We start from the raw sequence: 19275 nt of genomic DNA, 5'->3' as shown, positions 1-19275 counted from the left end.
ACTTTTGACTTGATTTTTCCCCTTCACCCATTCTCAACAAATAACCTTTGTGCATAAGCTACAACCAAACAAAATTCTTCTCGATGCGCGGATGGGTAGGTGTACAAAATCTCGCTTTTGACAAAATAGCTAGATTCCTTGAAGTGCAAGCTTTTGCAGAAAAAATTCCTAAAAATCATCCGCGCACCTTACCCAGTCTAGGTTTCAGCCATTTTAGTTAACTCAACTGATATTTCCCCATGTTAAAATCAACCCATCCGCGAAACCGCACCTTGAAAACTAAATACAGACTGCCTTTCCAGTCCCCGCAGTTTAAACTTCAACTAATCCCTATTAGGGATTGAAACCAGAGTTAGCAGAGAAGTATAAATGTAATTTAAAGTTTAAACTTCAACTAATCCCTATTAGGGATTGAAACTCAAGTACTAAAAGTACTTTATTCATTGCATACAATTGTTTAAACTTCAACTAATCCCTATTAGGGATTGAAACTGTAAATAACCCATATACATTAATTGAACAAGAATCTGTTTAAACTTCAACTAATCCCTATTAGGGATTGAAACTTTCTTTAAATTCTTCCGACCGTTTAATTCCTCTACGTTTAAACTTCAACTAATCCCTATTAGGGATTGAAACAAAACTTAAATCTATTTCGGAAGCTGGATCAAAACTGTTTAAACTTCAACTAATCCCTATTAGGGATTGAAACCTTTGCCTATAAATATCAATGAAGTACCAGAACGTTTAAACTTCAACTAATCCCTATTAGGGATTGAAACCTGCCTGGAATAAATCTAGTTGATACATAGCTTGCCAGTAATGTTTAAACTTCAACTAATCCCTATTAGGGATTGAAACAGATTCTACGGTGCTAATTACGACAAATGTGACCCTGGTTTAAACTTCAACTAATCCCTATTAGGGATTGAAACTTAGGCCCCAAGCTTCAAAAATTAATACAGGGTCATGAGTTTAAACTTCAACTAATCCCTATTAGGGATTGAAACGAGTATTAAAAACTGATTTCTCAAATTTTAAAAAAGAAGTTTAAACTTCAACTAATCCCTATTAGGGATTGAAACTCAGCCATTGCATCTTTTTGCAAGGATTGAGCGTTTCGTTTAAACTTCAACTAATCCCTATTAGGGATTGAAACTGCTGAGGTGTTTGAGTAATGAATAACTACTTTGGTTTAAACTTCAACTAATCCCTATTAGGGATTGAAACTACGGTAACCGCCCAAGGACAATCTACTGATTCGAGTTTAAACTTCAACTAATCCCTATTAGGGATTGAAACGGTGCTGTTGTGTGTTGTGTTGCGGCGCTTTAGGTTTAAACTTCAACTAATCCCTATTAGGGATTGAAACTGGTCATTGTTGTTGATTCCATATTATGGTTTACATTTCCTTGTGTTTAAACTTCAACTAATCCCTATTAGGGATTGAAACTCGCAGACTATTTGTCTCAATATCACTCTGCTGGAGAGTTTAAACTTCAACTAATCCCTATTAGGGATTGAAACCTTTGGGGATGGCGCAACTTCCTCCTGTTTAAACGTTTAAACTTCAACTAATCCCTATTAGGGATTGAAACGTGGATTATCGTTACACCGATATTTACAGGGAATGTTTAAACTTCAACTAATCCCTATTAGGGATTGAAACATATTAATAAGCTTGTTGTTGTTTAAGCTTAGTAATGCTTGAAGTTTAAACTTCAACTAATCCCTATTAGGGATTGAAACACAAAGCTTAGACGCTCTTAAAAGACTTCTTGTGGTTTAAACTTCAACTAATCCCTATTAGGGATTGAAACTGATACCAGGGTTGGCAATAAACTTAGTTGGTAAGTTTAAACTTCAACTAATCCCTATTAGGGATTGAAACTGGTAATTCGCTGGCGCTGATGGATTTATTTCTTTTGAGTTTAAACTTCAACTAATCCCTATTAGTGGTTCAAATTTGATGTAAAAGGGTATTTAGGGGGGATCTAAAATGTCTTGCTACCAAAGAGAGGACTTTTAAAACATCCTCTCAAATATCAATAAATCCCCCGCTAGAAAAGATAGATTATTTTAAACTTAAAGAATCATGTTGTGATAGTAATTTTTCCACCTTTGCCTCATCAATTCTTGCTGTTAATCTTTTAGCTTCGTGCAAATCTCTGGTTGTTTTTGCCAAGGTAAAAGTCGAACCAACAGAAAAAGCTAAACCCATACCCATAAAACCTTTTACCCAGTTATCTACAGGCAAATTCACAATCCCAAAGCTAGTCATAGAAACAGAAAGCATAAAAGCAGCCCATGTTTGAATAATCCAAGCTGTACTATCTTTTTGTGAACTTAGTTGCTGCATATTTCCGCCCGATAAATTCAAAATTTTCTAGCAATAGCAAAGGTAATTAGGATATTTGGAAATGAGACAAACTCGACAGAAAATAACTTTTAATTCTGTCACCTGTAACCTGTCTCCTGTCCCCTGCTATAGTAGCGATATTATTAATTTGTGTAGTCAATTACAACAATTAAATTACCACTTTGATAACTGGACTGTAATCAGTTAACTAAAAAGTACCTAAATAAAAGAATAACTGGTACATAGTTTTGTACCAGTTAAATAAATGGCATAAAGTTGGGAAATTTAATTATTCAGATTCTGAAAATGTTTGTACTTTACCATCAGGACTGAAAACAACTCGAATCCTGATATTTTGACCAGATTTATTACCAGAAACAAAAGGCTTACCAATTGCAGGTATACCTGTATTATCAATAAACTCTCTTGCTGGTTTATTCAAAGGTAAAATCCGTGCCAGAGAACCATCCACATCCACAGTCAAGCTGTATTCTAATGTTTGTGTTAATCCCGCAGGTGGTTGCCAACGCTTCTGAAAGAAACTTCTAGCTTCTGCTATTTGGGTTGTGTCAAATATTGTGCTGTTGGTAGCCACATTAGGAGGTGCAGCAGTTTGCGGAGTATCACCCAATCTATCAACAAATGGATTATTTTCTGCGGCTGAAGGTGGTAGAGACGAACTGATTTTGTCTCCTAGTTGTTGATTAGTTGGTGAGTACTCTGGCGAAAGATTATTGCCACGGTTGTTATTGGGTATAGTTGCCAATGGTGGCGGAACAATTGACGGGATATTACTAGATGATAAATTATCCGCCCCAGAAGACAGACGTGGAGGTAAACTCCGCCTTTGAGGTAAGCTAATTTCACCCTGAGTAATGGACGGTGCAGGGTTTAGGGCAATTTGTTGACCAGAAATTGTTGTTGATGTGGTACTTGGGAGATTATTCTTGGTGCTAATGCTTGCTTGGGGTATATTCAGCCCAGTTTTGGAAGATGTTGACGGTACACCGAGGGAGGTGGCGGAGTTAGCGGAAGAAATACCCGCCCCAGGAGGAATGACTGGTTGTGCCGGCAAACGAGAAGTTGGCAGAGGCAGAGTAGAGTCGATGGGTGGCAGTGATGGTAAATTATCTGGAGATATCAGTCCAGGTAGTGGTGTACTCAAGTTAGCTGGTGGTGTAGGTGCTAAAGCCACATCAGACTCTTGAGCAGTAGTTTTATTTGCCGTTGTCGGCTGATTTTGTCGATAATAATTGGCGTATTGTAAAGTGATTGGCAATAAACCTACACTTAAAACCAAAACTGCGGCTATAGGAGCCCAAGTCGGGAAACGGAGAACAGAATTATTGTTATTCAGAGATGGTAAAGCCATCACATCAGCTGAGTATTCATCCAAAGCTGAGGCTAAATCATAAAGTTGTAATAAACTGAGTTGCACCAATGAGCTAGAGGCTTGACCAGACAAAGAACCAAGATGTAATTTGTGAGTTAAAGAACTGCCCGGTTCTAAATAGATTTTGCTTCTGGGAATGTCGGCGGCGAAAGATTTTAAAGTCTGTGTGGATAAAGCCGATGGGGCTGAATCATCAGATGTTGTAATTGCATCGCCAAAGCCAGAAAAACCCAGCGAAAAACTTTCTGGCGACTGTTGGAGGAATTGCTGCACATAGCTGGTGACGGCATCACATAAAGCTTCGAGTTGGTCGCGATCGCCCCGAATTACAACCCTGCGTTCTTCTGGTAGTCGTGGATCGTCAATGCGTAACTCAAAGCTGAGTTGCTTAATTACAGTTTTCCCCATCCAACGGGACAAAGGCGAACTTTGTGCCAATACTTCGAGTGTGCAAGTGGGGGGTGTGTAGCGACGAATGACAGAATTTAATACAGGCATGGCAGAAACTGCAAAGGAGACGTTTTCAATATTTTGCGGAATGGTCGATGAGTGCGAGCCAGAGACGGCGGTGTCCACCAGGGGCGCTGTAAAACAACAAGTTTACGAGCAATTTAAGTGCCAGGTGGGTGAGTAATTCCGTTGAGATTTGGTCATCCTCTTCCATTCGCTCTTGGTAGGTGTTGCAAAAAGCATCAATGTAATCTCCAAGTAAAGCAGCCTGATGAGGTTCCCGGTTATTTTCCGCCATTTGCTCTAGTAACCCAACAGCACGACGAATTAATTCTTGGTGCTGTTTGGCGAGATAGCAGATGATTAAAACAAGCGATCGCGCTTCTTCTACATCTAGCTTTTTTCGCCCTCCTTGACCTTTGCGTAGGGGATTTGACTGCCGTAGCCGCCATAAAGCTACGCGGTCTGGCACTCTTGACTCTAAATTTAGGTTAACTGCCGCCGAAAGCATAGCCTCAGAACCAATCCCAGTTAAGGTTTCTAGCGCCAACAGTACCAAGTCCAACTGAGTTTTGATATTGTCCCATTGAACTGTGTCTGGGGTTGGAAGCTTAATTAACTCCTCCCACTGAGAATTGGGTGTGGCTGAGTCGGCGGCCGAGTGCATAACTTTTAGCATAGGTGATCGGGCTGGTAGGGGCTGGTGCTGTTACCTATTTTGAAACCAGACTCTTTAGGATTTAAGTTGGTTTCCCATACATAAATTTTGGCAGGAACTAGCTTTTAGCTGGTTGAACTTTGGTAAACAGCAGTTGTCACTGTCTTACTCTACAAGATGAAAATTTATTTTCCATACACTTAGCAGAGGAGAAAATGATCTACCTCAGTAAAAATTTTCCTAGCCTCTACCACTGCTTCCGTATGAAGTATAAATCAATATCAACAATAAATAATTGATGGCTCTGTGATGAATAATTACAACTGAAAAGATGCTGTTAAAGCTACTGCTAAAGCATCTGCGGCATCGTCTGGTCTTGGGATTGTATCTAAATTCAACTCTCGCGCCACTGCGGCTTGCACATCAGATTTATCTGCATTGCCATAGCCGGTTAAAGCTTGTTTAATTTGTGCCGGGGTAAATTCTACATAAGGTAAGCGATGTTGTCCCAAAACTAACATGACAACGCCACGAGCTTGTGCTACAAGAATAGTGCTTGACATACGATAGAAGAACAGCTTTTCGATCGCAACCAAGTCTGGTTGCAATTCACTAATCAGGGTGTGTAAATCATCAAACAAGGTACACAGGCGCTGTGCCATTTCTGCATCTGCCGAGGTACGAATTACCCCAAAGTCAAGCATATCTACCGTTGTGTCTTGTACCTTGCTAGAGCCTTGTTTGCAAGTAATTACGCCAAATCCTAAAATGGCTAATCCAGGATCTAAACCTAAAATTCGTTTTTCCATTAAACTAACTTTGACCAAGCCAGGGTATTGTTTTACTGGGAAGACTGGCAACTTTGATGACTGGTTTTCTAGCTGTAGTCACAGAAGTTAGGACACTCGGAAAGCAGAATGTTAGGCATAGTAATACTATTACCTCCTGCTTACATTTGGTCTCTATCTCCTGTCTTCTGCTATCAGTCTCAAAGCACTGAAATACTTAATAATGACACACTTGGTGTTAAAACCAGGGAGTGTAAATTTTCCTTTATTCATTAGTTTGTAGCACTGCTTTCAATCAGGTATGTCAATTGGTTTTCTCAGACAAGCCCTCCACGCCCTGCAACAGCAGTCGCGCAGCCGCACATCTTATCGGGTTAACCAGTGGTTTAAGTGGTTATCTCCAGGACTATCAGTAAAACGCTGGTTACTTATTAGCGTTGGCGGTGTATTTTTGGCGAGTTTGGGGTTAGCTATATGGGTGAAGTTGACCCCGATTTTTTGGCTGTTGGAGTTGTTGAGGAATTTTCTGGGAGTAATTACCAACATCCTACCCAACTATATCAGTGGCCCTTTGGTGCTACTGTGCGGCTTACTGTTGCTGCTTTGGGGACAAACTCGCACTGTGGGTTCCATTACTGCGGCTTTCAAACAACAAGGTGAAACAGAACTCATTGATGTTTTGTTAGCCCATCGCCGCTTGTATCGCGGGCCGAAAATTGTAGTCATTGGCGGTGGTACCGGACTTTCGACTTTGTTGCGGGGACTGAAAACTTATAGTGCTAATATTAGTGCGATCGTCACGGTTGCTGATGATGGTGGTTCTTCTGGGCGGTTGCGTCAAGAATTTGGTGTGCTACCACCGGGAGATATTCGCAATTGTTTAGCAGCCTTAGCAGATGAAGAAAAGCTGTTAACAGAATTGTTTCAATACCGCTTTCGGGCAGGCGATGGCTTGACGGGGCATAGTTTTGGTAACTTATTCTTAACTGCTATGAGTGAGATTACTGGTGATTTAGAACGTGCTGTGGCGGCAAGTTCTAAAGTCTTGGCGGTGCGGGGACAAGTTTTGCCAGCAACCCTCACCGATGTGCGTCTGTGGGCAGAATTAGCCGATGGCCGCCGCATTGAAGGAGAATCGAATATTCCTAAAGCTGGTGGTAAAATTGTCAAAATTGGTTGCACACCTGCTAATCCACCAGCCTTACCCGCAGCGATTAAAGCAATTAAAGAAGCTGACTATATTATTATTGGGCCGGGTAGCCTGTATACCAGCTTGATTCCTAATTTACTAGTACCAGAAATTGCCAATGCGATCGCCTCCTCCAAAGCCCCTCGCATCTACATCTGCAATATTATGACCCAACCAGGAGAAACTGAGGGCTATACTGTTGCTGACCATATCAAAGCTATTGATGCAGCCTGTGGTCAAAGGAGATTATTTGATGCTGTTATGGTACACAAAAAATCTCCTTCTCCCCAATCTCTCATCCGTTATGCCCAACAAAATTCTCATCCAGTTTTCCTCGACAGAGAAGATGTATCGTTACTAGGGCGACGAGTTGTTTTAGCGAATGTATTGTATGAAGATGAAACTGGTGTTGTCCGTCATAATCCCCAAAAACTCGCAAAAGTCTTGTTACGCTGGTACAGTGGCGCTCATCATGGCAAGTAAGAATTAGTCATTAGTCATGTGTATACACTAATGACTAATGACCAATGATCAATGACCAACAATGAAAATTTCTCTTGCAGATGTCCAAGCAACTCTGAATTTAGGTATCAAACTAGGTCAAACTTTAACTCCTGGTACTGTCATTTTACTAGAAGGCGACTTAGGTGCAGGTAAAACTACCTTGGTGCAAGGCATTGGTCAAGGTTTAGGAATTACCGAATCTATTGTCAGCCCCACTTTTACTTTGATTAATGAATACACTCAAGGGCGTATACCCCTTTATCACCTCGACTTATATCGCTTAGAACCATCAGAGGTGACAGGTTTAAACTTAGAAAGCTATTGGGAAGGAATCGAAATAGAACCTGGAATTGTAGCGATAGAGTGGGCTGAGAGAATGCCTTACCAGCCAGAGAGTTATCTGTGTGTGCGTTTAAGCTACGGCGACAATGGTACTCGTCAAGCTGATATTACAGGATTACATTGCAACATCAGCGAGTTAATTGCTAAAATCTAGATAAATTATTTAGATTTGTGGATTAGACTATACAATTATCCGTGATTATGCACCATCAAAGCAAAAAAAATTGGGTAGGCAAAAGTTGTGTAGAGAATCCCACCCAAAAGAAGTTTGAGCGGCAAATTTTGCCGCTCAGAATTCATAATTCATTGCTGTAGGTTGTGAGAAAATTTTCTGGATGCGGTTCTACATAAATGAACTACAAGGACAACTGTCCCATCCAAAATTAGCCTCACATCATGATGAGATGATAAAAATGTATCGATAGTCGAGGGGGGATTGTACACTCGTTCTATCTACCACTACCGCGTTCATCGAAGAAATTGACTAACATTACTGCCTTCATTATTCAAAAATCAATGGAATACTGTACAATAGGGGTTTGGCCTTGATTGACATTTACTAGCGACTGCATTTAGCTAATTTTTGGTCTATGCTCGCAGACAGTATTGCCGTAAGTGTCGATAAATCTTGAGTCAAAGCTTTTGAATGAAACAATCCTTTGGAGAGTGATATCTAGCAAGCTGCCAGATTTTTGAGTGCGGACACTCAAGGGTAATTACATTCAAATAAGAAGTGACTTTAATTTGTTGTTTAGGGAATCATCTTGGTGAGAAGGCTCATTTACAGATGAATTTTAGTTAGCCAGTCAGTACTGGGATGTATTACTTGTATTCTGTTTTTCTTTGTACCTGCCTTTGATTAACTAAGTAAATTGTTTCTTTTAGTGTGTTTAATTGGGATGCTAGTGTTTTGAGACTAACTTTGTTTTCTTTGCTAATGCTGGCTTTTAGAACACCAATTGCTGAGAAAACAATCAATCAGAAGTGTAAAAAATAGGTTTTAAGGTCGTCCAAATTAAGTGCATATAAAATTTATATATGTATAAAACTGAGTTTTCACAGAAATTTGCCCGTTTACTTAACCCTATTAATTCTCTTCTTTTTTTAGCGGAAAAATCCGGATAGTTGAACACAAAAGACTAGTTGAGAAAGGTTAAAAGATTTACGATCGCAGTAGCCATCCTGTCATCTATCCACTGACCTAGTATTCCCAAGTTAAAAACAGAATCTGTAATCAAAAAGTAACTAATGATTAAGTTATGAGATAAATTAATTTTAAAAAGTCTTGGTTAAAAGAAAATCTTATATTCATACTGATATATCTTCCAAAAGCCCAAACATTTTTAACCAAGTAGCATAGTATTTATACGAGTTAAAATCGTATAAACACTCAACTTTTCGCCTCCAAATTTGGAAGCTAGTGTTTATACGTAGTTGAAAGGAGGCAGGGGGCAGGGAGGAGGGGTAGAATCTTTAACTGAGAACTGAGAACTGAGAACTGAGAACTGAGAACTGAGAACTGAGAACTCAGCACTCAGCACTCAGCACTACTAAATATTTATGAAGAGAAAGTTAAAGCTTGACCGCGCACGTCAGTATTAACGCGATTTTGTTCATAGACAATTTGTCCACCCACAATTGTGATGACAGGCCAGCCTGTGAGGTTCCAACCTTCAAAGGGACTCCAACCACATTTGGTTAACAAATCTTCCCGGCGGACGGGACTGTAATTATCCAAGTCTACCAAGACTAAATCGGCATCGTAACCAGGTGCGATCGCTCCTTTATGCGGAATTTTATAAGCTTGCGCCACCGCATTAGACATCCAGTTGGCAACTTGCGCCACAGTACATTTTCCTTGCATTGCCGCAGTTAACATCAATGGTAAAGAAGTCTCGACACCGGGCATTCCCGAAGGTGTATTGGGGTATTCTTGGGCTTTTTCTGCCAAGGTGTGGGGGGCATGGTCGGTGGCGATAAAATCAATCACACCATCCCGTAACGCTTGCCAGAGAACTTCGTTATCGTGGGGCGATCGCAATGGCGGATTCATCTGCGCTAAAGTGCCAATATCTTGATAAGCACTGCTATTCAATAACAAATGTTGTGGTGTGACCTCCGCAGTCACCCAACGCGGTTTGTCGTGACGTAATAACTCAGCTTCTTCGCCTGTGGACAGATGTAATATATGTAGCCGACGCTGATATTTTTTAGAAAGATTTAAGGCTTTTTGGGTGGCTAACAGCGCCGCTTGATTATCTTGAATTTGGGAGTGAATTGCTGGGTCATGAATACCAGCAAACTCTTGTCGTCGTTGATTAATGCGTTCTTGGTCTTCAGCGTGAACCGCAATTAAGCGATCGCCTTGGGCGAAAATGGCTTCCAGCACAGTATCTTGGTCAACCAGTAACTGACCGTGCATCGAACCCATGAAAACTTTAATTCCTGGTGTTGGTTGGGCTGTGAGTAAATCTGGCAAAACTTCTGCGGTTGCACCAATAAAAAAGCCATAATTCACTACACACTTACTAGCTGCCCGTTGGAGTTTATCATCTAATGCCGCTTGAGTAGTAGTCAGGGGGCGGGTATTAGGCATTTCTAAAAACGAAGTCACACCGCCCTTAGCACAGGCACAACTAGCGGTAAATAAATCTTCTTTATGTTCTAGTCCTGGTTCCCGAAAATGCACTTGCGGGTCGATAACTCCTGGCAACAAAGTTAACCCTTGTGCGTCAACCTCTCTGGTGACAATGGTACCAGCAATCTCCGGTGCCACTTCTTGGATGAGGCGATCGCGCACAAGTACATCCCCAACCATGAATTCACCATTGGGTAGGACAATGCGAGCGCGGCGAATTAGTAAACTTTCTGAAGATGACATGGAGCTAAAAAATTTGAAGGAAAGGAGTTATGTATGACGGCAAGCTTTAATCTTAGATGAAACTTGCTTGCTCTTTCTATGATCAATTTTTGCAGCTGATTCAAAAAAAGTTTATTTTTAACTTATACATCTGTCTGTAAAGATGCTAAAACTCACCTAGAGAACCTAATTTTCTCGTTAAAATTAACAGATAGACTTTCCCTAAGCTAGTTAATTACTACACTTTTCCTTACTTCAGTACTTTCATGCAAAATCAAGTGTCTGATCAAAATTCTAATCAAAAACCCGATAATTCCTGGATTGCCGAGCTAGGTAGAACAGTTGTATTAAGTATCGTTCTTGCCCTGGGCATTCGTACTTTTGTTGCTGAAGCTCGCTGGATTCCTTCTGGTTCTATGGAACCAACTTTGCATGGGACTCAAAACCAGTGGGAAGCAGACAAGATTATTGTTGATAAGTTGAAGTATAAGTTTGCCAGCCCCCAACGGGGAGATATTGTGGTTTTTTCACCCACTGACGAACTCAAGCGTGAACAATATCAAGATGCGTTTATTAAACGTGTGATTGGCTTACCAGGAGAAACAGTAGAACTGCGTGATGGTAAAGTCTACATTAATAACAAACCCCTGGAAGAAGAAGCTTATTTAGGTTCTAGCCAGCGCACAGTGGTTGATGTTTGCACCTCTGGACAGCAACCAGCTTTCCTAGCTAAAGCGCAGACAATACCGCCAAATGCTTACCTAGTTTTAGGTGACAACCGTAACAGCAGTTACGATAGCCGTTGTTGGGGTGTTGTACCCCGCGAGAATATTATCGGTCGGGCTGTATTGCGCTTTTGGCCGTTAAATCATGTTGGCGGTATTGATAAATCACCCTTGTATCCCTAACCAAGTTATCTGAAAATGCCGTACCTAGCCAAAATCGTAATTTACCCAATTAAGTCACTAGATGGGGTAGAAGTGGCACAAGCCGAGGTTTTGTCTAGTGGCGCATTAAAAGGCGATCGCGAGTTCGCCCTTTTTGATGTACAAAGTAAATTTGTCAATGGTAAGCGTCATCCCAAAATTCATTTACTGCGGGCGGATTATCAAAACACCTCTGGCGATCAAACCATCTCTCTGAAAATTCCTCACCAGGATTCACCATTAGTTTTTAATTTAAATACAGAGAGAGAAAAATTAACCGCCGCTTTAAGTGATTTTTTTGGGTTTTCCCTTACCATCGCTCAAAACTCACTAATGGGTTTTCCTGATGATACCGATTCTCCTGGCCCAACTGTAATTAGTACAGCAACTTTAACAGAAGTTGCTTCGTGGTTTCCTGGTGTCACTGTCGATGAAATGCGTCGTCGGATACGTGCCAACATTGAAATCGCAGGTGTACCAGCTTTTTGGGAAGATCATTTATTTAGTGAACCAGATCAATTAGTCGCCTTGCGAGTGGGAAATGTGCAGTTTTTTGGAGTCAACCCATGCCAGCGTTGTGTAGTCCCAACCAGGAATCCTGACTCAGCCGCAGTTTACCCAAGTTTCCAAAAAATATTTATCCAACAGCGACAAGCAACATTACCAGACTCAGTAAATCTATCACACTTTAATCATTTTTACCGCTTGAGTGTGAATACTAGAGTACACATATCAGAATCTGGCAAAATATTACAAATTGGTGATGAAATCGAAATAATTCCAGATATTAATTAATAAATTTTATTAATATCAATAATTGGATGACTGTTAAGCTATTATGCAATTGTGCTTACAAGATTTGAATATTTATTATCAGGTTTTTAGCTGCAAGTGCGAGACTTGTAAACTATTTACTAAAAATCTCTAAGTTCAAATTTGCTCCCAAAGACTTGAGTAAACAAGTGTTCATCTATTTTTGATTTTGGCTAAACAGTAACCTTGAGATATCACTAAGCTAGATTACAGTAAGGCCAAATTGACAAATGATTGCAATAGATGAATCCCCGAAAAACTTACCAGTCAATCATAAGAAAATCCAACATCTCAAACTCCACAATAGTCTAAATTCTGCTGCCATACAAAAGTTTCAGGACTTAGTGTAATTATAAAATTGCCTCTGCTATGTATGCGTAGAGCTTGGCAAAAGTAAATCTTTATACTAAAAATAGTAATATCCTTTGTAGCTTTGAACGTATCACACAGTAATAACCCGGAGCAAATTATGTATCTAAAGTTGCCTGAGTTATCCACAACGGGAGCTAGGGAAAAATCCAACAACCATGATATTTAAACTTCCGCTTACTCAATCGTTTCATCTCCTCATTACCAATGTTTATGCCAAAATACCCATGATATTAGTTATAATTAAGACCTTTGTCTTGTAATTGAGAGTCGTTGTGAGGCTATTGGTTTATCTTGCATTGCAAAATAAAGTACAGCAACACTAAAGCTGCTAGACCAATTAGAAAACTCAGTATTACTGAATTCCCGATTTTTGTGGAACAGGTAAGGTATCTGGTATCTATTTTGATCACAGCAGCTAAGTCATCTCACAAATGCCAAGCAGAAAATCAAATCTGCGATCCCAAAGAAAAATATTTTCAGAATAAGATTACAATCAAATGTGCCGGGTTTTCAACAATTTAGCTAATAAGTATCAGTTTGAGAAAACTATGGAATTGACGAGAAGCAAGATGTAATGAACCACCAGCAGTTAGACCCGGATAAAAAAGATATTTTAATAATTGACGACAAGGCAGATAACTTGAGAGTTTTATCCTCTCTACTGGCTAGAAAAGGATACAACGTCCGTAAAGCGTTAAACTGGCAAATGGCTTTAACTGCTTGTCAAACTGTTTTACCGGATCTAATTTTACTTGATATTATGATGCCAGAAGTTGACGGCTATGAAGTTTGTCGGCGGTTTAAGAGTTGGGATTTAACCGCAGATATTCCCGTAATTTTTATTAGTGCTTTAGATGATGTCTTCGATAAAATTAAAGGTTTTAGATTAGGGGGAGTAGACTATATTACTAAACCCTTTGAGTTTGAAGAAGTTGTAGTGCGCGTTCAAAATCAACTAGAACTGAGACAAGCAAGATTAGAAATTTTAAGACTCAATACAGAACTAGAGCAAAGAGTCAAATCTCGAACTTGGGAATTAGAAAATGCTCTACAAAAACTGCAACGAGAAATAATTTCTCGGCAACAATTACAAGATAAATTACTAGATATAGTTCTCCATGACGCACTCACAGGATTACCAAATCGGGTTTTGTTTTTAAGACAGTTAGGCAAAGCTCTTAACCTAGCGAGAGAAGATAAAAACTATCATTTTGCTGTCCTATATTTAGATTGCGATCGCTTCAAAGTTGTCAATGATTCTCTCGGTCATCTTGTGGGAGATGAATTACTGATTGCGATTGCGCGTCGTCTGCAATCATGCTTGAATCCTGGTGATACCCTAGCAAGACTCGGTGGTGATGAATTTGGTATTCTTCTCGAAAATATTTCCGATATTAATTCCGCAATTCAAGTTGCCGAACTCATGCTCCAAGAACTATCTATGACATTTAAATTGTCTAGATATGAAGTATTTATGAATGCTAGTATTGGGATTAATTGGGGTTGTAAAGATTACGAAAAACCAGAGTATTTATTACGGGATGCCGACACAGCTATGTATCGTGCTAAAGCGCAAGGTAAAGCCAGTTATAAAGTCTTTGACCCGGCAATGTACCAAGAAGCTATTCAACTGTTAGAAATTGAAAATGATTTGCGGCGAGCCATTGAAAGAAGAGAGTTGATTATTTATTATCAGCCGATTATTACCTTAAGTACTGGTCAAATTACTGGCTTTGAAGCATTAGTCCGTTGGCAACATCCTGTGCGGGGTTTAATGGCTCCCACAGAGTTTATCCCCATAGCCGAAGAAACAGGTTTAATTAATGAAATTGATATCTGGGTTTTACAATCAGCTTGTCAACAATTACGCCTTTGGCAAGAGCATCCAAATATTCCTAAAAATTTAACGATGAGTGTTAATTTAAGTGCGCGTCTGTTTACCCAAGCTAACTTAATTAACCAAATTGATCAAATTATTCATGACACCAAAGTTAATCCCAAAAATCTAGAATTAGAAATTACCGAAAGTGTGATTATGGAAAATACTCATGCGGTGAGAAGCATGATTGAGGAAATCAAACAACGCAACGTCAAGTTAGTAATGGATGATTTTGGTACTGGTTACTCTTCTCTCAGCTATATCCATAGTTTGCCTTTAGATTCTTTAAAAATTGATAAGTCTTTTATTACTAGAATGCAGTTTTATCAAGATAATCTAGGACTAGTACCAACAATAATTAGTATTGCTAAATCTATGAATATGACTGTGATTGCTGAAGGCGTAGAAACTCAAGAACAATTAGTAAAATTAAGAAGTTTGAACTGTGACTTTGCTCAAGGGTTTCTGTTTTCTCAACCTTTAAAACCAGAAACAGTGATTGACTTTATTGCATCTATGCCCCAGTGGTGAGGATAGGATTTTATACCGGATAGCAAGTAGATTGGTATATACTGAGCAATAAAATTTACATAATTTAAAATCAAAAATATATTGATTTGTTCTCGGTAGCAAGAGAATTTATAGCAATAGTTGATTGACATTAGCTGTCAAAAGTGAGAGTCTGGTTACTCAGAAAGTCAAAATAGTGTCAAAAAATTTTTATTGATTAAAGACTACTATTTTCAGTTACATAAAAGCATAATAGAGATGTGACTGATTTGTTTGCCCCTTTACATTCCCTGGAAAACGGTTGCTGGTTCAAGCTCATTTGTGGAGCCAGCTACCAACATTTGCCAGCAGTCAGAAGTTTAACTTTAGCCTACACTTTGGCGGGTGCTGACTGTATAGATGTCGCTGCTGACCCGGCGGTGATAGCAGCAGCCAAAGCCGGACTGCAAGCAGCTAAAAACCTGACTAAAGCCGCCCAAGAACGAGGCTTCGACTATCAAGGTGGTTCGCCTTTGTTAATGGTGAGTTTGAATGATGGTGAAGACCCCCATTTTCGTAAAGCCGAGTTTGATGCCGTTCATTGTCCCTCTGACTGTCTTAGACCATGTGAGCGAGTTTGTCCGGCACAGGCGATCGCATTTAACCGGAAACCAGATAATTTTTCTGGGGTAGAATCTCAGAAATGTTACGGTTGTGGTCGTTGCATCCCATTATGCCCTTACGATATAATTTATACTAGATCATATATATCAACACCAGAGGCGATCGCGCCAATGGTAATTTCCACAGGAGTAAATGCCGTAGAAATTCATACACAAGTCGGCAGATTAGTAGAATTTCAAAAATTATGGCAAGCAATTTCACCTTGGGCTGAACAACTTCAGTTATTGGCTATCAGTTGTCCTGATGGCGATGGCATGATTGATTACTTAAAAGCAATTTATGAACTAATTACCCCACGTCCTCGTACTTTAATTTGGCAAACCGATGGTCGTCCGATGAGTGGTGATATTGGAGATGGTACCACTACGGCGGCAGTCAAATTAGGACAAAAAGTTTTGGCAGCGAACCTACCCGGATATGTGCAGTTAGCAGGTGGCACAAATAGCTACACCGTTGCTAAGTTAAAGGCAATGGGACTACTGAAGAGAGCAGGGGTGCAGGAGTGCAAGGGTACAGGGGTGAAAGAAAACTCTTCTCCCTTGTCTTCCCCCTCTCCCTTGTCTTCCTCTGCCTCAATAGCAGGAGTCGCCTACGGAAGCTATGCCCGTGTATTGCTGTCGCCAATTCTCGAACAGTTGGAGAATAAGGAGGTGAATTACGCCAGTGTTCAAGGGAATGTCCACCTGGAATCAGAACCGGACTTATTGTGGGAAGCTGTAGGGCTTGCCTATTCTCTCGTTTCCCAGATCAAGTCACAGCAAGAGCGATAATCGCTCGTTCGTTATCTCTCAAAACGTCACCATAGAAAGCATGACGATTAAAGACGATCTCCAAAAGTTATTAGACATCTTGCCCCAAGACTTGCGACAAGTACTAGAAAATCATCCTCAGCGAGATAGTTTAGTTGAAGTAGTCTTGGATTTGGGTCGTCGCCCAGAAGCTCGCTTTCCTAATCAAGCTGAGTATCTGAGTGAAACACCCGTAACTCAAGCACAAATTGATGATTGTATTCAGCGAGTCGGAACCTTTGGCGGAGATAATCGAGCAGGAATTGAGCAAACTTTGCATCGGATCAGTGCTATCCGCAATCGGAATGGTAAGATAATTGGCTTAACCTGTCGTGTTGGTCGTGCGGTATTCGGTACTATCGGTATGATCCGCGATTTGGTAGAAACAGGTAAATCCATTCTCATGCTAGGTCGTCCAGGTGTGGGTAAAACTACTGCCCTGCGGGAAATTGCCCGTGTGTTGGCAGATGAGCTAAACAAACGAGTAGTAATTATCGACACCTCCAACGAAATTGCCGGAGATGGCGATATTGCTCACCCTGCCATTGGTCGTGCGAGAAGGATGCAAGTAGCTCATCCAGAACTTCAGCATCAAGTCATGATTGAGGCAGTGGAAAACCACATGCCGGAAGTAATTGTGATTGATGAAATCGGCACCGAACTGGAAGCTTTAGCAGCACGTACCATTGCCGAACGTGGTGTGCAGTTAGTAGGCACTGCTCATGGGAACCAAATTGAAAACCTGATCAAAAACCCCACACTTTCTGATTTGGTTGGTGGTATTCAGGCTGTGACACTGGGAGACGACGAAGCCAGAAGGCGTGGTTCGCAAAAAACGGTGTTAGAGCGTAAAGCTCCGCCTACCTTTGAAATTGCTGTAGAGATGTTAGAACGACAGCGTTGGGTAGTTCACGAAAGTGTTGCTGACACAGTAGATACTTTATTGCGTGGACGGCAACCAAGCCCACAAACCCGCACTGTGGATGATAATGGTAAAGTTGTCATGACTCGACAGCTATCGGTGGTGAATGGTCGTGGCGGTCATTTAGCGAGTGGGGAAGACACTTTCTCCTCTGGGCGACAGTCTAGTGGCTGGCGGGCATCGGGACAGATGGTGGCACTTCCGCCATTGAGTCTAGAGCGGGAAAAAACAACTGGACAGAGCGAGTTTGACCGCTTGCTAGAGGAATCCTTTAACTACTCCGACACCATTGATTTCGCCGCCACGAAGAATGCTGGCCCCAACGGGGAAGATTTGCCACTGCATGTTTATCCTTATGGGGTGAGTCGCCACCAATTAGAACAGGTAGTTAGTGTGCTGACTTTGCCTGTGGTATTGACAAAAGACATCGATAGTGCTGATGCAATTTTGGCATTGCGATCGCATGTCAAAAACCACGCTAAACTACGGCAAATGGCTAAAGCCCGTCATGTGCCTATCCACATGATTAAAGCCAGCACCATTCCGCAAATTACCCGTGGACTGCGGCGGTTATTGAACATCGATGAACCAGAAATTGCTGATGACCGCGAATTGCAACTTTTTCTGCACAGTGGTAGCGATGACGAAATTGATGCCCTAGAAGAAGCTAGACTTGCAGTCGAGCAAATTGTCATTCCTAAAGGACAGCCAGTGGAGTTACTGCCCCGTTCTCCCCAAGTCCGCAAAATGCAGCATGAGTTGGTAGAACATTATCGCCTCAAATCCCATAGTTTTGGCGAAGAACCTAATCGTCGCTTAAGGATTTATCCGGCGTAATTTTCGCACAAAGGTTAGTTGTTGAAGTTGGGTGTAAGGGTGTGGGGGTGTAAGGGTTTTGAATACCTAAGACTCCTACACCCTTCTTCAAACTCTTGATTTTTCCTCTCATTGCGTAAGATTTTACTGAATATGAATCAGATTTCGCCATCCCAAGATAATTGGAATGCTTTGCTTTATGAAGATAAACACGCTTTTGTGTGGCAATATGGCGAAGATTTATTGCAATGGCTGAACCCCAAACCGGGAGAATTGATTTTAGATTTAGGTTGTGGCACTGGTCAACTTGCTGCCAAAATTGCCGAGTCTGGTGCTGAGGTGATGGGAATTGATAGCGCCGCCACAATGATTGAAAAGGCGCGACAAAATTATCCTGATTTACGGTTTGAAATTGCTGATGCTCGTAACTTGCAAATAGACAAACTATTTGATGCTGTATTTTCTAATGCTACCTTGCATTGGATTAAAGAACCAGATACTGCGATCGCCTCCATATATCAAGCACTCAAACCAGGAGGGCGTTTTGTTGCTGAATTTGGTGGTAAAGGTAACGTAGAATCTATAGTTCAAGCCTTGTATATGGCTTTGGCAAAAATTGGTCTATCTCACCCCCAAACTTTCAATCCTTGGTATTTTCCTAGTATTAGTGAGTATAGTAATTTACTGGAAAAACAAGGCTTTGAAGTTACTCATGCTATTTTGTTTCCCCGTCCCACCGTCTTAGCAGATGAGACAGCAGGTATCAAAAACTGGCTAGAAATGTTTGCTAGTAATTTTTTCACCAACCTTTCGGCTGTGGAACAAGTAGAAGTGATTCGTAATGTTGAAGACTACCTCAAGCCTACACTTTACAAAAATCATGTTTGGCTGGCAGACTATCGCAGAATTCGCATTATCGCTATCAAAGTGTAGTAGCGTGTCCGTAATCAAATTAACCGCAGATAAACGCGGATAGAATTGCTGCTATTGGATAAATTTATCTGTGTCAGTTTGGTAGCTTGTTTGTGGTGTGGGACGAAAAG

At 40.8% G+C, this 19275-nt stretch carries 13 protein-coding genes and 1 CRISPR repeat array; of the genes, 8 read left to right on the top strand and 5 right to left on the bottom strand.

Going from position 1 to position 19275, the window contains the following annotated elements:
* Positions 1–310: 310 nt before the first annotated feature.
* Positions 311–1966: a CRISPR direct-repeat array (repeat unit 37 nt; unit sequence GTTTAAACTTCAACTAATCCCTATTAGGGATTGAAAC).
* Between the two features lie 108 nt (positions 1967–2074).
* The 4 genes from H6G79_RS29575 to ruvC form a co-directional block, all read right to left on the bottom strand.
* A complete protein-coding gene (locus H6G79_RS29575) occupies positions 2075–2359 on the bottom strand; it encodes a YiaA/YiaB family inner membrane protein (protein WP_190593757.1) in 285 nt (94 codons plus the stop codon).
* A 289-nt stretch (positions 2360–2648) separates the two neighbouring features.
* Positions 2649–4328: a DUF4335 domain-containing protein gene (locus H6G79_RS29570; protein ID WP_313934702.1), complete on the bottom strand. Its 1680-nt coding sequence runs from the start codon at positions 4326–4328 to the stop codon at positions 2649–2651.
* On the bottom strand, positions 4276–4881 hold the full coding sequence (locus H6G79_RS29565) for a DUF3038 domain-containing protein (protein ID WP_062296578.1): 606 nt from the start codon (positions 4879–4881) through the stop codon (positions 4276–4278). Before H6G79_RS29565 ends, H6G79_RS29570 begins: the two co-directional genes overlap by 53 nt.
* 296 nt (positions 4882–5177) lie before the next feature.
* Positions 5178–5669, bottom strand: coding sequence for a crossover junction endodeoxyribonuclease RuvC (gene ruvC, locus H6G79_RS29560; protein ID WP_190593758.1), 492 nt, complete (start codon positions 5667–5669; stop codon positions 5178–5180).
* A gap of 280 nt (positions 5670–5949) precedes the next feature.
* Here ruvC and yvcK point away from each other — a divergent pair, with 280 nt between their 5' ends.
* A complete protein-coding gene (gene yvcK / locus H6G79_RS29555) occupies positions 5950–7320 on the top strand; it encodes a gluconeogenesis factor YvcK family protein (protein ID WP_190593759.1) in 1371 nt (456 codons plus the stop codon).
* Between the two features lie 61 nt (positions 7321–7381).
* A complete protein-coding gene (tsaE, locus tag H6G79_RS29550) occupies positions 7382–7837 on the top strand; it encodes a tRNA (adenosine(37)-N6)-threonylcarbamoyltransferase complex ATPase subunit type 1 TsaE (RefSeq protein ID WP_190593766.1) in 456 nt (151 codons plus the stop codon).
* Positions 7838–9241: 1404 nt separating this feature from the next.
* Here tsaE and H6G79_RS29545 read toward each other — a convergent pair.
* On the bottom strand, positions 9242–10564 hold the full coding sequence (locus H6G79_RS29545) for a dihydroorotase (protein ID WP_190593768.1): 1323 nt from the start codon (positions 10562–10564) through the stop codon (positions 9242–9244).
* A gap of 245 nt (positions 10565–10809) precedes the next feature.
* Here H6G79_RS29545 and lepB point away from each other — a divergent pair, with 245 nt between their 5' ends.
* The 6 genes from lepB (at position 10810) to H6G79_RS29515 (ending at position 19165) form a co-directional block, all read left to right on the top strand.
* Positions 10810–11451: a signal peptidase I gene (gene lepB, locus H6G79_RS29540; RefSeq protein WP_190593770.1), complete on the top strand. Its 642-nt coding sequence runs from the start codon at positions 10810–10812 to the stop codon at positions 11449–11451.
* 15 nt (positions 11452–11466) lie between these two features.
* Positions 11467–12264: an MOSC domain-containing protein gene (locus H6G79_RS29535; RefSeq protein ID WP_190593772.1), complete on the top strand. Its 798-nt coding sequence runs from the start codon at positions 11467–11469 to the stop codon at positions 12262–12264.
* A 964-nt stretch (positions 12265–13228) separates the two neighbouring features.
* Complete coding sequence (locus tag H6G79_RS29530) at positions 13229–15064, top strand: GGDEF domain-containing response regulator (RefSeq protein WP_190593774.1); 1836 nt, start codon at positions 13229–13231, stop codon at positions 15062–15064.
* A 239-nt stretch (positions 15065–15303) separates the two neighbouring features.
* A complete protein-coding gene (gene ldpA, locus H6G79_RS29525) occupies positions 15304–16476 on the top strand; it encodes a circadian clock protein LdpA (protein ID WP_190593776.1) in 1173 nt (390 codons plus the stop codon).
* A 40-nt stretch (positions 16477–16516) separates the two neighbouring features.
* Positions 16517–18253, top strand: coding sequence for a R3H domain-containing nucleic acid-binding protein (locus H6G79_RS29520; RefSeq protein ID WP_190593777.1), 1737 nt, complete (start codon positions 16517–16519; stop codon positions 18251–18253).
* A 132-nt stretch (positions 18254–18385) separates the two neighbouring features.
* A complete protein-coding gene (locus H6G79_RS29515) occupies positions 18386–19165 on the top strand; it encodes a class I SAM-dependent methyltransferase (protein WP_190593778.1) in 780 nt (259 codons plus the stop codon).
* Positions 19166–19275 lie beyond the last annotated feature (110 nt).

The organism is Anabaena sp. FACHB-83 (assembly GCF_014697485.1).
GTDB lineage: Bacteria > Cyanobacteriota > Cyanobacteriia > Cyanobacteriales > Nostocaceae > Nostoc_B.
Note: the sequence above shows the minus strand (reverse complement) of the source record. Positions and strands in the feature narration are given on the sequence as shown.

Coding starts and splice junctions, on each gene's coding strand:
- H6G79_RS29575 (WP_190593757.1), bottom strand. CDS start 2,359: ATGCAGCAACTAAGTTCACAAAAAGATAGTACAGCTTGGATTATTCAA.
- H6G79_RS29565 (WP_062296578.1), bottom strand. CDS start 4,881: ATGCTAAAAGTTATGCACTCGGCCGCCGACTCAGCCACACCCAATTCT.
- ruvC (WP_190593758.1), bottom strand. CDS start 5,669: ATGGAAAAACGAATTTTAGGTTTAGATCCTGGATTAGCCATTTTAGGA.
- yvcK (WP_190593759.1), top strand. CDS start 5,950: ATGTCAATTGGTTTTCTCAGACAAGCCCTCCACGCCCTGCAACAGCAG.
- tsaE (WP_190593766.1), top strand. CDS start 7,382: ATGAAAATTTCTCTTGCAGATGTCCAAGCAACTCTGAATTTAGGTATC.
- H6G79_RS29545 (WP_190593768.1), bottom strand. CDS start 10,564: ATGTCATCTTCAGAAAGTTTACTAATTCGCCGCGCTCGCATTGTCCTA.
- lepB (WP_190593770.1), top strand. CDS start 10,810: ATGCAAAATCAAGTGTCTGATCAAAATTCTAATCAAAAACCCGATAAT.
- H6G79_RS29535 (WP_190593772.1), top strand. CDS start 11,467: ATGCCGTACCTAGCCAAAATCGTAATTTACCCAATTAAGTCACTAGAT.
- H6G79_RS29530 (WP_190593774.1), top strand. CDS start 13,229: ATGAACCACCAGCAGTTAGACCCGGATAAAAAAGATATTTTAATAATT.
- H6G79_RS29520 (WP_190593777.1), top strand. CDS start 16,517: ATGACGATTAAAGACGATCTCCAAAAGTTATTAGACATCTTGCCCCAA.
- H6G79_RS29515 (WP_190593778.1), top strand. CDS start 18,386: ATGAATCAGATTTCGCCATCCCAAGATAATTGGAATGCTTTGCTTTAT.